The following is a 15,245-nucleotide window of genomic DNA, read 5'->3' as shown; positions in this document are numbered from 1 at the left end:
CCCCTTGACGACGGGGCCTAAACGGGTCAATCTGTTGGGCAGCATGTGTCGTATCTGTCCTTGGGCAACTCGAGGTCGCCAGCCAGCGCCATCGGTCGTCATAAGATCCGGGGACGGCGTATGACCGCTAGTTGTTGTGGGTATTTGAGGAATGCGCGCGTCTGCGCTATTGTTGGACGTTGCGCTGGCTACTTCCTGCCCACCTCACAATCGCCTCTTGGCCGCTAAAGACACCGCAGTCTTAGCCTGAGCCCCAAACCGCGGCTCAGCTACGTGCGTGCGTGAGATCCGGACAGTTCGTCCGCCAGCCGAACCGACACAATTATCTGCGGCGAACAGGCTTTGGTGGGCACCGGGTCGCACCGGCTTTCACTTCTAGCTCTCGTTAGTCGCACGAGGTGCTGGAAGGATGCATCTTGGCTGATTTCCGCCAGAGCTCAAACAACTCCGTACCTGGGGCGCCGAACCGCGTTTCATTCGCCAAGCTCCGTGAACCGCTCGAGGTTCCGGGGCTGCTTGACGTTCAGACCGACTCATTCGAGTGGCTGATCGGCTCGCAGGCTTGGCGAGAGCGCGCGCTGGAGCGCGGCGAGGTCAGCCCCAAGGGCGGCCTCGAAGAGGTGCTCGACGAGCTCTCACCGATCGAGGACTTCTCCGGCTCGATGTCGCTGTCGTTCTCCGACCCTCGCTTCGACGAGGTCAAGGCGCCCGTCGACGAGTGCAAAGACAAGGACATGACGTACGCGGCTCCGCTGTTCGTCACGGCCGAGTTCATCAACAACAACACCGGCGAGATCAAGAGCCAGACGGTGTTCATGGGTGACTTCCCGATGATGACCGAGAAGGGCACCTTCATCATCAACGGCACCGAGCGTGTCGTCGTGAGCCAGCTGGTCCGTTCGCCCGGTGTGTACTTCGACGAGACGATCGACAAGTCCACCGAGAAGATGCTGCACAGCGTCAAGGTGATCCCCAGCCGTGGCGCCTGGCTGGAGTTCGACGTCGACAAGCGCGACACCGTCGGCGTGCGTATCGACCGCAAGCGCCGCCAGCCCGTCACCGTGCTGCTCAAGGCCCTCGGCTGGACCAACGAGCAGATCCACGAGCGGTTCGGCTTCTCCGAGATCATGATGGGCACGCTGGAGAAGGACAACACCGCCGGCACCGACGAGGCGCTGCTGGACATCTACCGCAAGCTGCGGCCGGGCGAACCCCCCACCAAGGAGTCCGCGCAGACCCTGCTGGAGAACCTGTTCTTCAAGGAGAAGCGTTACGACCTGGCCCGGGTGGGCCGCTACAAGGTCAACAAGAAGCTCGGCCTGCACGTCGGCGATCCGATCACCAGCTCCACGCTGACTGAGGAAGACGTCGTCGCCACCATCGAGTACCTGGTCCGCCTGCACGAGGGCCAGCACACGATGACCGTCCCCGGCGGCACCGAGGTGCCGGTGGAGACCGACGACATCGACCACTTCGGCAACCGCCGGTTGCGTACCGTCGGCGAGCTGATCCAGAACCAGATCCGGGTCGGCATGTCCCGCATGGAGCGCGTCGTCCGCGAGCGGATGACCACTCAGGACGTCGAGGCGATCACGCCGCAGACCCTGATCAACATCCGGCCGGTCGTCGCCGCGATCAAGGAGTTCTTCGGCACCAGCCAGCTGTCGCAGTTCATGGACCAGAACAACCCGCTGTCGGGTCTGACTCACAAGCGTCGTCTGTCGGCGCTGGGGCCTGGCGGTCTGTCACGTGAGCGCGCCGGCCTGGAAGTCCGTGACGTCCACCCGTCGCACTACGGCCGGATGTGCCCGATCGAGACCCCGGAAGGCCCGAACATCGGCCTGATCGGCTCGCTGTCGGTGTACGCGCGGGTCAACCCGTTCGGCTTCATCGAGACGCCTTATCGGAAGGTGGTCGACGGTGTGGTCTCCGATGAGATCCACTACCTGACCGCCGACGAGGAGGACCGCCACGTGGTGGCGCAGGCCAACTCGCCGATCGACGAGAGCGGCCGGTTTGCCGAGCCGCGCGTTCTGGTCCGCCGCAAGGCGGGCGAGGTCGAGTACGTCCCGTCGTCCGAGGTGGACTACATGGACGTCTCGCCGCGCCAGATGGTGTCGGTGGCCACCGCGATGATTCCGTTCCTCGAGCACGACGACGCCAACCGTGCCCTGATGGGTGCCAACATGCAGCGCCAGGCGGTTCCGCTGGTGCGCAGCGAGGCACCGCTGGTGGGCACCGGTATGGAGTTGCGTGCGGCGATCGACGCCGGTGACGTCGTCGTGGCCGAAGAGGCCGGCGTCATCGAGGAGGTGTCGGCGGACTACATCACCGTCATGCACGACGCCGGCACCCGGCGCACCTACCGGATGCGCAAGTTCGCCCGCTCCAACCACGGCACCTGCGCAAACCAGTCGCCGATCGTGGACGCCGGCGACCGGGTGGAGGCCGGTCAGGTGATCGCCGACGGCCCCTGCACCGAGAACGGTGAGATGGCCCTGGGCAAGAACCTGCTGGTGGCCGTCATGCCGTGGGAGGGTCACAACTACGAGGACGCCATCATCCTGTCCAACCGCCTCGTCGAAGAGGACGTGCTCACCTCGATCCACATCGAAGAGCACGAAATCGACGCCCGCGACACCAAGCTGGGCGCCGAGGAGATCACCCGGGACATCCCGAACGTCTCCGACGAGGTGCTGGCGGACCTGGACGAGCGCGGCATCGTGCGCATCGGTGCCGAGGTCCGTGACGGCGACATCCTGGTCGGCAAGGTCACCCCGAAGGGTGAAACCGAGCTGACCCCGGAGGAGCGGCTGCTGCGCGCCATCTTCGGTGAGAAGGCCCGCGAGGTCCGCGACACCTCACTGAAGGTGCCGCACGGTGAGTCCGGCAAGGTCATCGGCATCCGGGTGTTCTCCCGCGAGGACGACGACGAACTGCCCGCCGGCGTCAACGAGCTGGTCCGGGTCTACGTCGCTCAGAAGCGCAAGATCTCCGACGGTGACAAGCTGGCCGGACGGCACGGGAACAAGGGCGTCATCGGCAAGATCCTGCCGGTGGAGGACATGCCGTTCCTGCCGGACGGCACCCCGGTGGACATCATCCTGAACACCCACGGTGTGCCGCGACGGATGAACATCGGCCAGATCCTGGAGACCCACCTCGGGTGGGTGGCCAAGGCCGGCTGGAACATCGAGGGCACCCCGGACTGGGCGGCCAACCTGCCGGAGGACCTCCGGCATGCTCAGCCGAACCAGATCGTGTCGACCCCGGTGTTCGACGGCGCCAAGGAAGAGGAGCTGCAGGGCCTGCTGTCGTGCACGCTGCCCAACCGCGATGGCGACGTGATGGTCAACGGCGACGGCAAGGCCGTGCTGTTCGACGGACGCAGCGGTGAACCGTTCCCGTACCCGGTGACGGTTGGCTACATGTACATCATGAAGCTGCACCACCTTGTCGACGACAAGATTCACGCCCGCTCCACCGGCCCGTACTCGATGATCACCCAGCAGCCGCTGGGCGGTAAGGCGCAGTTCGGTGGCCAGCGGTTCGGTGAGATGGAGTGCTGGGCCATGCAGGCCTACGGCGCGGCATACACGCTGCAGGAGCTGTTGACCATCAAGTCCGACGACACGGTCGGCCGGGTCAAGGTCTACGAGGCCATCGTCAAGGGCGAGAACATCCCCGAGCCGGGCATCCCCGAGTCGTTCAAGGTGCTGCTCAAGGAGCTGCAGTCGCTGTGCCTCAACGTTGAGGTGCTGTCGTCCGACGGTGCGGCCATCGAGCTGCGCGAGGGCGAGGACGAAGACCTTGAGCGGGCGGCGGCCAACCTGGGAATCAACTTGTCGCGCAACGAATCCGCGTCTGTCGAGGATCTTGCCTGATCTTCTTGAATCAGATTTTCAGTCACTAATCCCGCAAGGGGAAAGGGAGTTACGTGTTAGACGTCAACTTCTTCGATGAACTCCGAATCGGCCTGGCGACTGCGGAGGACATCCGTCAGTGGTCCTACGGCGAGGTAAAGAAGCCGGAGACCATCAACTACCGCACGCTCAAGCCCGAGAAGGACGGCCTGTTCTGCGAGAAGATCTTCGGGCCGACTCGCGACTGGGAGTGCTACTGCGGCAAGTACAAGCGGGTGCGCTTCAAGGGCATCATCTGTGAGCGCTGCGGCGTCGAGGTGACCCGCGCCAAGGTGCGCCGTGAGCGGATGGGCCACATCGAGCTGGCCGCTCCGGTCACTCACATCTGGTACTTCAAGGGTGTGCCGTCGCGCCTGGGGTACCTGCTGGACCTGGCCCCCAAGGACCTGGAAAAGATCATCTACTTCGCCGCGTACGTGATCACCGCGGTCGACGACGAGATGCGGCACAACGAGCTGTCCACGCTCGAGGCCGAGATGATGGTGGAGCGCAAGGCGGTCGAGGACCAGCGTGACGCCGACCTGGAGGCCCGCGCCCAGAAGCTCGAGGCCGACCTGGCCGAGCTGGAGGCCGAGGGCGCCAAGGCCGACGCCAAGCGCAAGGTTCGCGACGGCGGCGAGCGCGAGATGCGTCAGCTGCGCGACCGGGCTCAGCGCGAGCTGGACCGGCTGGAGGACATCTGGAGCACCTTCACCAAGCTGGCTCCCAAGCAGCTGATCGTCGACGAGAACCTGTACCGCGAGCTGCAGGACCGCTACGGCGAGTACTTCACCGGGGCCATGGGCGCGGAGTCGATCCAGAAGCTGATCGAGACCTTCGACATCGACGCCGAGGCCGAGAACCTGCGTGAGGTTATCCGCAGTGGCAAGGGGCAGAAGAAGCTTCGTGCTCTCAAGCGCCTCAAGGTGGTCGCCGCATTCCAGCAGTCGGGCAACTCGCCGATGGGCATGGTGCTCGACGCCGTCCCGGTGATCCCGCCGGAACTGCGTCCGATGGTGCAGCTCGACGGTGGCCGGTTCGCCACCTCGGACCTCAACGACCTGTACCGCCGCGTGATCAACCGCAACAACCGGCTCAAGAGGCTGATCGACCTCGGCGCGCCCGAGATCATCGTCAATAACGAGAAGCGCATGCTTCAGGAGTCAGTGGACGCGCTGTTCGACAACGGCCGCCGTGGCCGTCCGGTCACCGGGCCGGGTAACCGTCCGCTGAAGTCGCTGTCCGACCTGCTCAAGGGCAAGCAGGGCCGGTTCCGCCAGAACCTGCTCGGCAAGCGTGTCGACTACTCCGGCCGTTCGGTCATCGTGGTCGGCCCGCAGCTCAAGCTGCACCAGTGCGGTCTGCCCAAGCTGATGGCGCTCGAGCTGTTCAAGCCGTTCGTGATGAAGCGGCTCGTCGACCTCAACCACGCGCAGAACATCAAGAGCGCCAAGCGGATGGTGGAGCGTCAGCGTCCGCAGGTGTGGGACGTGCTCGAAGAGGTCATCGCCGAGCACCCGGTGCTGCTGAACCGTGCACCTACCCTGCACCGGCTGGGCATTCAGGCTTTCGAGCCGATGCTGGTGGAAGGCAAGGCTATTCAGCTGCACCCGTTGGTGTGTGAGGCGTTCAACGCCGACTTCGACGGTGACCAGATGGCCGTGCACCTGCCGCTGAGCGCCGAGGCGCAGGCCGAAGCACGCATCCTGATGCTGTCGTCGAACAACATCCTGTCGCCGGCCTCCGGCCGGCCGCTGGCCATGCCGCGTCTGGACATGGTGACGGGGCTGTTCTTCCTGACCACCGAGGTTCCCGGCGATAAGGGCGAGTTCCAGGCCGCCGCGACGGACCAGTCGGAGAGCGGCGTCTACTCCTCGCCGGCGGAGGCCATCATGGCCGCCGACCGCGGGGTGCTCTCGGTGCGGGCCAAGATCAAGGTGCGGCTGACCCAGCTGCGTCCGCCCGCCGAGCGCGAGGCCGAGCTGTTCGGTGCCAACGGCTGGCAGCCGGGTGACGCCTGGGTGGCCGAGACGACGCTGGGCCGGGTGCTGTTCAACGAGCTGCTGCCGCTGGGCTATCCGTTCGTGAACAAGCAGATGCACAAGAAGGTGCAGGCCTCGATCATCAACGACCTGGCCGAGCGCTACCCGATGATCGTGGTCGCACAGACCGTGGACAAGCTCAAGGACGCCGGTTTCTACTGGGCGACCCGCAGCGGTGTCACGGTCTCGATGGCCGACGTGCTGGTGCCGCCGCGCAAGAAGGAGATTCTGGACGCCTACGAAGAGCGCGCGGAGAAGGTCGAAAAGCAGTTCCAGCGTGGTGCTCTGAACCACGACGAGCGCAACGAGGCCCTGGTCGAGATCTGGAAGGAAGCCACCGACGAGGTCGGCCAGGCGCTGCGGGAGCACTACCCGAGCGACAACCCGATCATCACGATCGTGGAGTCGGGCGCCACCGGTAACTTCACCCAGACCCGAACGCTGGCCGGCATGAAGGGTCTGGTGACCAACCCGAAGGGTGAGTTCATCCCGCGTCCGATCAAGTCGTCGTTCCGCGAGGGCCTGACCGTGCTGGAGTACTTCATCAACACCCACGGTGCTCGAAAGGGTCTGGCGGACACGGCGCTTCGTACCGCCGACTCCGGCTACCTGACCCGTCGTCTGGTGGACGTCAGCCAGGACGTGATCGTGCGCGAGCACGACTGCCAGACCGAGCGCGGCATCGTCGTCGAGCTGGCCGAGCGTCAGCCGGACGGCACCTTGATCCGTGACCCGTACATCGAAACCTCGGCGTACGCACGGACTTTGGGCGCCGACGCGGTGGACGAGGCCGGCAATGTCATCGTCGCGCGCGGCGAGGACCTCGGCGACCCGTCGATCGAGGCCCTGCTGGCCGCGGGTATCACGCAGATCAAGGTGCGTTCGGTGCTGACCTGCACCACCGGTACCGGCGTCTGCGCCACCTGCTACGGACGCTCGATGGCCACCGGCAAGCTGGTGGACATCGGTGAGGCGGTCGGCATCGTGGCCGCCCAGTCCATCGGTGAGCCCGGCACGCAGCTGACCATGCGTACCTTCCACCAGGGTGGTGTGGGTGAGGACATCACCGGCGGTCTGCCGCGTGTCCAGGAGCTGTTCGAGGCCCGGATCCCGCGTGGGAAGGCACCGATCGCCGATGTCACCGGCCGGGTGCGCCTCGAGGACGGCGAGCGCTTCTACAAGATCACCGTCGTTCCCGACGACGGCGGCGAGGAAGTGGTCTACGACAAGCTGTCCAAGCGTCAGCGTCTGCGGGTGTTCAAGCACGAGGACGGTTCCGAGCGGGTGCTCGCCGACGGCGACCACGTCGAGGTGGGCCAGCAGCTGATGGAAGGCTCGGCCGACCCGCACGAGGTGCTGCGCGTGCAGGGCCCGCGTGAGGTGCAGATCCACCTGGTCCGCGAGGTCCAGGAGGTCTACCGGGCCCAGGGTGTGTCGATCCACGACAAGCACATCGAGGTGATCGTCCGCCAGATGCTGCGCCGGGTCACCATCATCGACTCGGGCTCGACGGAGTTCCTGCCCGGCTCGCTGATCGACCGTGCGGAGTTCGAGGCGTCCAACCGCCGGGTGGTGGCCGAGGGCGGCGAGCCGGCTGCCGGCCGTCCGGTGCTGATGGGTATCACGAAGGCGTCGCTGGCCACCGACTCGTGGCTGAGCGCGGCGTCGTTCCAGGAGACCACGCGTGTGCTGACCGATGCGGCGATCAACTGCCGCAGCGACAAGCTGCAGGGTCTGAAGGAGAACGTGATCATCGGAAAGCTGATCCCGGCCGGTACCGGCATCAACCGTTACCGGAACATCCAGGTGCAGCCCACCGAGGAGGCCCGGGCCGCCGCGTACACGATCCCGTCGTACGAGGACCAGTACTACAGCCCGGACTTCGGCCAGGCGACCGGTGCTGCGGTTCCGCTGGACGACTACGGATACTCCGACTACCGGTAACTAGCGCGACCAGACGCAAAGGCCCCCATTTCCGATGGAAGTGGGGGCCTTTGCGTCGCCCGCAAGCGGGTGGTGCCCCAGCCCGGGCCGAACTCAGCGCACGGTGAACTCGTGCGTGGTGGCCTGAAACGGTTCGAGCCTGCCGTGGGTGTCGCGGGCCATCCCGTGATGCACGATGCGATAGTGCCCGGGCGCCGCATCCTCCGGGATGTTCCAACGGATGCGGACATGTGAGCCGCTGCGCCCTTCGCGTTGCCACTGGAAGGTGGTCGACCAGTCGCCGTCGTCGGCCACCCGCACCCACTCGTTGCCGGCGAGGTGGACCACTTCGAGGAAGGTGCGGTTGCGGTGGACGTCGTTGTTGGGAAACGCGCTGACGAACGCGGCCTCCGCGGAGTCGCCCGGACGGTAGGTCGCGTTCGGTTCGTCGAGGAGCGCACCGAAGGAGCCGGTGTCCGCGGGAGCGGCGCGCAGCCAGCTTCGGGGTTTGTGGGACTTCGGCCGTGCCGTGGGTGGCATCGGACGGCCGTCGCGCATGGCTTCGGCCAGTCCGGCGACGGTCTGCATGAACGCCGGCAACTCCCACCGGCCGAACAGGGTGCTGCCGCCCTCGTACCGCTGTTCCAGGTACTCCTCGGGGGTGGTCACGTAATGGATATAGGCGTTGCAGTACCCCACGCAGAGCACGTCATCGAGGTCGGCGCCGACGATCGACGCCACCGTCCGGCGCAGCCGTAAACCGGACACGATCGTGGGTTCGCCGGGGATGCCGATCAGATACAGTCGCCCGATCCGCAGCAGCTGGACGGGAACGACCTCCTGGATGAAGGGCTGCAGCCTGTTCAGCAGGTGGGCCGGTATCACCATGCCTTTGGGCTGCTGGGCCGCCCGCACCTTCCCGGCTAGCCGGTAGATGCCGCGGGAGACATTGTCCCAGAACGGGTTTCGCCCCTGGCCTTGCTGAAATCCCGGAAAGCCCTCGCCCTCGTCGGTCCCGGCGAACATCGCGGCGGCGATCGTCGGCCGCCCGGTGCGGCGCTGTTGACCGTCGGGGGTGTACTGCCCGCCCACCTCTACGTCGCTGAGGTTGAGGTAGGTGACTCTGCAGTCGACGCTCGTGCCGATCGGGATCCCCGTGCCGAGCTGCCCGAACGCATCCTCGAATTGGGACAGACCGATCCGGCGAGTGTTCTCGAGTTCCTCGTCTTCTCTGGACGGCCCGTAATCGATCGGCCCGTCCACGTGCGGACTAATGTCGCCCGGGTTGGTCTGCGCGAACGCGGCGATGAAGTCGGGCTGGCCGGCGAGGTAGTCCGCGCCGCAGCGGGTGCGCTCCCAGTGATAGGAGGCGAAGCCCTTGTTGTCTCCGGAGATGAGGAGGTTGCGGTTGGTCATGCTGGTGCCGTGCGTGGCGAAGAAATGGATTGTGCCGACGGTCTTTTCGCCGCGATCGATCTGCAGCAGCGTGGTGTGCGGGTCGATGCGGCCGGGGAAGAACTCTCGGTCGGAGGCCGGGTTGCGGTCGAAGGCGGCGGGGGAGCGGTTGACACTCGCCCCGTGCAATTCGCCGTGCGACAGTGCCACCTGTGCCGGGGCCAGATCGTCGTGGGCGTACCGCACCGATTCGACGATCCCGTCTACGATCGCCGCGAAGGTCGCCGGCCGGAACCCGCTGGTCGACAGGTTGTACAGCAGATGTCCGCAGTAGCCGCCGGGACCGGAGTGGGTGTGCGTCGTGGTGATCAGCGTGTTCTGCGCGTTATAGGTGTCGCCGTAGGACGTCGCCAACCGCCGCAGCACCTCGTCGGTGACGTTCTGCATCGGCAGCGGCAATTCGGCTATCACCAGCAGAACCCGGGCGCCGCCGGGTTCGGCGAAGACGAATGCACGTGACCGCAGCCGAAGATGGATTCCCGCGGTGCGCTGACCGGTCTTGCCGTAGCCGAGCATGCCGCATTCGGCGGCCTCGCCGGTGATATCTGAGATGCCTCTGCCCACCGAGAGCCCCACCGAAAGTCCCGCCACAAGCGTTGCCTCGTCCGTCACGCTCAACACCTTATGCTGCGACTCCCGCGCGCCGGCCTCACTAGACTGGTCGAGTGCTCATCGGTTCACATGTCCACCAAGATGACCCCCTGGCCGCCGCTCAGGCAGACGGCGCCGACGTGGTGCAGTTCTTCCTCGGCAATCCACAGAGCTGGAAAAAGCCGAAGCCGCGCGAGGACGCCGAAACGCTGAAATCGTCCAGCCTGCCGCTGTATGTGCACGCCCCGTACCTGATCAATGTCGCGTCGGCCAACAACCGGATCCGGATTCCGTCACGCAAGATCCTGCAGGACACGTGCGACGCCGCGGCGGCGATCAACGCCACAGCGGTGATCGTGCATGGCGGTCACGCCGACGACAACGACATGGAGGCCGGCTTCGAACGCTGGGCCAAGGCGCTGGACTATCTGGAAACCGACATGCAGGTCTATCTGGAGAACACCGCGGGCGGCGACCACGCGATGGCCCGCTACTTCGACACCATCGGCCGGCTGTGGGATCGCATCGGCGACAAGGGAATCGGTTTCTGCCTGGATACCTGCCACGCCTGGGCGGCCGGTGAGGCGCTCATCGACGCCGTCGACCGCATCAAGGCGCTGACCGGCCGCATCGACCTGGTGCACTGCAACGACTCCCGGGATGCCGCCGGCTCCGGGGCCGACCGGCACGCCAACTTCGGCACCGGCCAGATCGACCCCGAGTTGCTGGTGGCCGTCGTCAAGGCCGCGGACGCCCCGGTCATCTGCGAGACGGCCGAAGAGGGCCGCAAGGATGACATTGCGTTTTTGCGCGACAACATCGTCGCCTGAGGGCTTGCGGCCGGCTAGTTCGTGACGCGCCGGCCGGGCGGCTCGACGGCCTCCATCCACCCGAGATCCATTGGTCGGCTGCATAACTCGCGCGCCTCGTCGGCCGGGAGCCCGAACATCCGCAGCAGGTCCTCCGTGACCTGGTCGGCGGTCTGGGCGGCGTCGCGCTCCGGTTCTGCCTGCACCAGTTGCCCCAGCCCCAGCAACGCCCCGGCGGCGATCGCCATGGCGAGTCTGGGGTCGGCCACCTGAAATCTTCCGGACTCGGTCGCCGCGGCGATGTCGCGCCTGGCGCGCGGCGCCAGCCCCCGGTCCGCGGTGATCAGTTCCAGCCCGTGATTGAGAACCATACGGCTCTCCGGCCGGCGGAACATGCGCCCGGTGATCCGGAAACTGACAGCGAATACTTCCGCGGGATCGTCGGTCGACGCCGTCAGCGCATCGAGCAGTGCGCCGTGCGCGTCGAGGGCGGCGTCGATGGCGGCGTCGAACAACTGCTCTTTGCTCTCGAAGTGGTTGTAGAACGAACCCACCCCGACGTCGGCGGCCTGACAGATGTCCTGGATCGGCACCTGCAGAGTGCCGTCGGCGATGAAGCCCTGCGCGGCGGAGATGAGCGCCGCGCGGGTGCGCTGCTTGCGCCGTTCAATGCGATTGGGCGGCGTGCCAGCGGGCTCCAACGCGTTGTGCTCCAGTCCTGAGAGGGTTTCGTCGAATCTTACCTCGAATCTGAAGATTTATTCAGTTATCACTTGACTGACAAATCCCTCGTAAGTGAAGATATCTTCAATAAAGGAGGCGCACGATGATGTACGACGACGCGCAACGACCTGTTTCCAGGCAAACCCCATCCGCGGCATCATGACAGCGATCGCGGATCTGGCGTATACCGAACCGCCGCAACGGGTTACGCACATCCAAGACGGACTGACCGCCGCGGTGCTCGCTGCCGAGCAACTCGTCACGGAGCTTGGCGAGATGCCACCTGCCCGGTGCAATGACGACGGCGAGACGGAACGGCTCGGCGAGGTGACTGTCGTACACAGGTTCGTCGACGCGCCGGGTGACAGCGAAACGGTGCGATGGCACGTCGTGGAAGCCGGTGCGCCGTCCGCGCATACCGTGGTGCTCCTGCACGGTCTGCCCGACTCGTGGTGGCAATGGCACTACGCGCTGGAAGGCCTCAGCACGCGCTACCACTGTCTGGCCATCGACCTCAAAGGCTATGGGCAGTCGGACAAACGCAGCGGTGACTACCGGCAGGCCGGCGTCGCCGAGCAGCTCGGCGCCCTGCTCGACACCCTGCGCGTCGGCGAATTCACCCTCGTCACGCATGACCGGGGTACTCCGGTCGGCGACCATCTCGTCGCGGCGATGGGCGATCGAGTACGCGGATATGCCCGTGGGCAGCAACACTTCTGGCATCTGCATCCGAGTCTGCACCCGCAGCAGTCGATGATGCAGTCGCCCGATGCGCCGGCAATGCTCGGCGAGGCCCGCCGCTTCGCCGCAACCGCCTATGACTGGCTCACCGAACGGCCGGTCGCCCGGGAGGACCTGCTGCGCACCTTCGCAGAATTCAGCCACCCCGGCATCGCGATCGCGGTGCCCCGTTACTTCCACTCGTCGTCTTTTCGCCAGGAATGGGTGGACCGGCGCACCCGGCTGATTCGGTCCTGGACCACTCCGGTGCTGCTGCTCCAGGGCGCCCACGATCCGCTGCAGCCGCGCGAATTCTACGAAGACCCAACCATTTTGGCCATGCTGCCACCCGGCAGCGGCCTGCATCTGTTCGACACCGGGCACTTCTGGCCCTTCGAGGCCCCGCGCGAAACGGTGGAGGTGGTGGGCGCGTTCTGCGACCGGGTCGCCTAGCCGGGACGACGCGGCGTTACACGTCTTGTGCGGTTGTCGGAGAAATGTAACATTGGTGCCATGCCAGACACGCACGTCGTCACCAACCAGGTTCCGCCACTCGAGAATCACAACCCGGCTTCCTCTCCCGTCCTCATCGAGGCGCTGATCCGGGAGGGCGGCCAGTGGGGTCTGGACGAGGTCAACGAGCTGGGAGCCATCTCCGGTAGCCGCGAGGCGCAGCGCTGGGGTGAGCTGGCCGACCGCAACCGACCCGTCCTGCACACCCACGACACGGTGGGGCACCGGGTCGATGAGGTGGAGTACGACCCCGCCTATCACGAACTGATGCGCACCGCGATCGCCCATGGACTGCATGCCGCCCCATGGGCGGACGAACGGCCCGGCGCTCACGTGGTGCGGGCCGCCAAGACGTCGGTCTGGACGGTGGAAGCGGGTCACATCTGCCCGATCTCGATGACGTACGCCGTGGTGCCCGCGCTGCGGTTCAACCCCGAACTGGCGGCGGTGTACGAGCCGTTGCTGACCAGCCGCGAGTACGACCCGGAGCTGAAGCTCGCCGCCACCAAGGCCGGCATCACCGCGGGCATGTCGATGACCGAGAAGCAGGGCGGTTCGGACGTGCGCGCCGGCACCACCCAGGCGTCGCCCAACGGGGACGGCACCTACAGTCTGCGGGGCCACAAGTGGTTCACCTCGGCGCCGATGTGCGACATCTTCCTGGTGCTGGCCCAGGCGCCGGGCGGCCTGTCCTGCTTCATGCTGCCGCGCATCCTGCCCGACGGGTCCCGCAACCGGATATTCCTGCAGCGGCTCAAGGACAAGCTCGGCAACCATGCCAACGCGTCCAGTGAGGTCGAGTACGACGACGCCACAGCGTGGCTGGTCGGCGAGGAGGGGCGCGGCGTCCCGACCATCATCGAAATGGTCAACCTCACCCGGCTGGACTGTACGTTGGGCAGCGCCACCAGCATGCGCACCGGGCTGACCCGCGCCACCTACCACGCGCAACACCGAAAGGCGTTCGGCGCCTATCTGATTGACCAGCCCTTGATGCGCAACGTGCTGGCCGACCTGGCGGTGGAGGCCGAGGCCGCCACCATGGTGGCGATGCGCATGGCCGGCGCCACCGACAAGGCCGTCCGGGGTGACGAGCGGGAGGCGCTGTTACGCCGCATCGGACTGGCGGCCAGCAAGTACTGGGTCTGCAAGCGCTCCACCCCCCACGCCGCGGAAGCGCTGGAATGCCTGGGCGGCAATGGCTACGTCGAGGATTCCGGCATGCCGCGGCTCTACCGGGAGGCCCCGCTGATGGGCATCTGGGAGGGCTCGGGCAACGTCAGCGCACTGGACACGTTGCGCGCCATGGCAACTCGGCCCGAGTCGGTCGAGGTGCTGTTCGACGAACTGGCCCAGACGGCGGGCCAGGACGCCAGGCAGGACGCCCACGTCGAACGGTTGCGCGAGCAGTTGGCCGACCTGGAGACCATTCAGTACCGGGCCCGCAAGGTGGCCGAGGACATCTGCCTGGCGCTGCAGGGATCGCTGCTGGTGCGCCATGGCCACCCGGCCGTCGCCGAAGCCTTCCTGGCCACCCGACTGGGCGGCCAGTGGGGTGGCGCGTTCGGCACCATGCCGAGCGGCCTTGACCTGGCGCCGATCATCGAGCGCGCGCTGGTCAAGGGATGACCCACTCGATCAGGCCGGTCGACTTCGACAACCTGAAGACGATGACCTACGAGGTCACCGACCGGGTTGCGCGCATCACCTTCAACCGGCCGGAGAAGGGCAACGCGATCGTCGCCGACACTCCGCTGGAGCTCTCGGCGTTGGTCGAACGCGCCGACCTCGACCCGAACGTCCACGTCATCCTGGTCTCCGGTCGCGGCGAAGGCTTTTGCGCCGGTTTCGATCTGTCCGCTTACGCCGACCGGACCGGCTCGTCGGGCCAGGAAGGCGGGTATCACGGCACGGTCCTGGACGGCAAGACGCAGGCGGTCAACCACCTGCCGAACCAGCCGTGGGACCCGATGATCGACTACCAGATGATGAGCCGGTTCGTGCGCGGGTTCGCCAGTCTGATGCACGCCGACAAGCCGACGGTGGTGAAGATCCACGGCTACTGTGTGGCCGGCGGCACCGACATCGCGCTGCACGCCGATCAGGTGATCGCCGCCGCCGACGCGAAGATCGGCTATCCGCCGACCCGGGTCTGGGGTGTTCCGGCTGCGGGCCTGTGGGCGCACCGCCTGGGTGACCAGCGGGCCAAACGGCTGCTGTTCACCGGTGACTGCATCACCGGCGCGCAGGCCGCCGAATGGGGACTGGCGGTCGAGGCGCCCGATCCGGCAGAGCTCGACGAACGCACCGAACGCCTGGTGGCCAGGATCGCCGCCCTGCCGGTCAATCAGCTGATCATGATCAAGCTCGCGCTCAATGCCCCGCTCCTGCAGCAGGGCGTCGCCACCAGCCGGATGGTCAGCACCGTCTTCGACGGGGTGGCGCGGCACACGCCGGAAGGGCACGCGTTCGTCGCGGATGCGGTCGAGCACGGCTTCCGTGACGCGGTCAAACACCGCGACGAACCCTTCGGTGATTACGGCCGGAAAGCGTCCCAGGTGTAGCGC

Annotated in this window: 8 protein-coding genes; 6 read left to right on the top strand and 2 right to left on the bottom strand. The window is 66.3% G+C overall.

Translation table 11 applies throughout. The features are described 5' to 3' along the window. Positions 1–398 precede the first annotated feature (398 nt). Together QXK92_RS14495 and QXK92_RS14490 are read left to right on the top strand one after the other, a co-directional pair. Complete coding sequence (locus QXK92_RS14495) at positions 399–3,884, top strand: DNA-directed RNA polymerase subunit beta (RefSeq protein ID WP_371934173.1); 3,486 nt, start codon at positions 399–401, stop codon at positions 3,882–3,884. A 53-nt stretch (positions 3,885–3,937) separates the two neighbouring features. Further along, on the top strand, positions 3,938–7,888 hold the full coding sequence (locus QXK92_RS14490; protein ID WP_306242269.1) for a DNA-directed RNA polymerase subunit beta': 3,951 nt from the start codon (positions 3,938–3,940) through the stop codon (positions 7,886–7,888). A 93-nt stretch (positions 7,889–7,981) separates the two neighbouring features. Here the strand turns inward: QXK92_RS14490 and QXK92_RS14485 are convergent, their stop codons facing one another. Further along, on the bottom strand, positions 7,982–9,934 hold the full coding sequence (locus tag QXK92_RS14485) for a neutral ceramidase (protein ID WP_306242268.1): 1,953 nt from the start codon (positions 9,932–9,934) through the stop codon (positions 7,982–7,984). 53 nt (positions 9,935–9,987) lie between these two features. On the opposite strand from QXK92_RS14485, the gene QXK92_RS14480 reads away from it, so the two are divergent. Next, the gene (locus QXK92_RS14480; protein ID WP_306242267.1) at positions 9,988–10,743 is read left to right on the top strand and encodes a deoxyribonuclease IV; all 756 of its coding nucleotides are present in this window, start codon (positions 9,988–9,990) and stop codon (positions 10,741–10,743) included. Positions 10,744–10,757: 14 nt separating this feature from the next. Here the strand turns inward: QXK92_RS14480 and QXK92_RS14475 are convergent, their stop codons facing one another. Then, positions 10,758–11,423, bottom strand: coding sequence for a TetR/AcrR family transcriptional regulator (locus QXK92_RS14475; RefSeq protein WP_306242266.1), 666 nt, complete (start codon positions 11,421–11,423; stop codon positions 10,758–10,760). Between the two features lie 259 nt (positions 11,424–11,682). On the opposite strand from QXK92_RS14475, the gene QXK92_RS14470 reads away from it, so the two are divergent. Genes QXK92_RS14470 through QXK92_RS14460 form a run of 3 tightly spaced genes read left to right on the top strand, consistent with a single transcriptional unit; the run spans position 11,683 to position 15,242 of the window. Continuing rightward, the gene (locus tag QXK92_RS14470) at positions 11,683–12,618 is read left to right on the top strand and encodes an alpha/beta fold hydrolase (RefSeq protein WP_306242265.1); all 936 of its coding nucleotides are present in this window, start codon (positions 11,683–11,685) and stop codon (positions 12,616–12,618) included. Positions 12,619–12,678: 60 nt separating this feature from the next. Further along, the gene (locus QXK92_RS14465; protein ID WP_306242264.1) at positions 12,679–14,307 is read left to right on the top strand and encodes an acyl-CoA dehydrogenase family protein; all 1,629 of its coding nucleotides are present in this window, start codon (positions 12,679–12,681) and stop codon (positions 14,305–14,307) included. After that, a complete protein-coding gene (locus QXK92_RS14460; RefSeq protein WP_306242263.1) occupies positions 14,304–15,242 on the top strand; it encodes a crotonase/enoyl-CoA hydratase family protein in 939 nt (312 codons plus the stop codon). The genes QXK92_RS14465 and QXK92_RS14460 overlap by 4 nt, the downstream gene beginning before the upstream one ends. The last annotated feature ends 3 nt before the right edge of the window (positions 15,243–15,245 follow it).

This window comes from Mycobacterium sp. TY815 (assembly GCF_030755135.1).
Taxonomy (GTDB): domain Bacteria; phylum Actinomycetota; class Actinomycetes; order Mycobacteriales; family Mycobacteriaceae; genus Mycobacterium.
The sequence above is the reverse complement of the archived record's forward strand: the minus strand, read 5'-3'. Positions and strand labels throughout refer to the sequence as shown.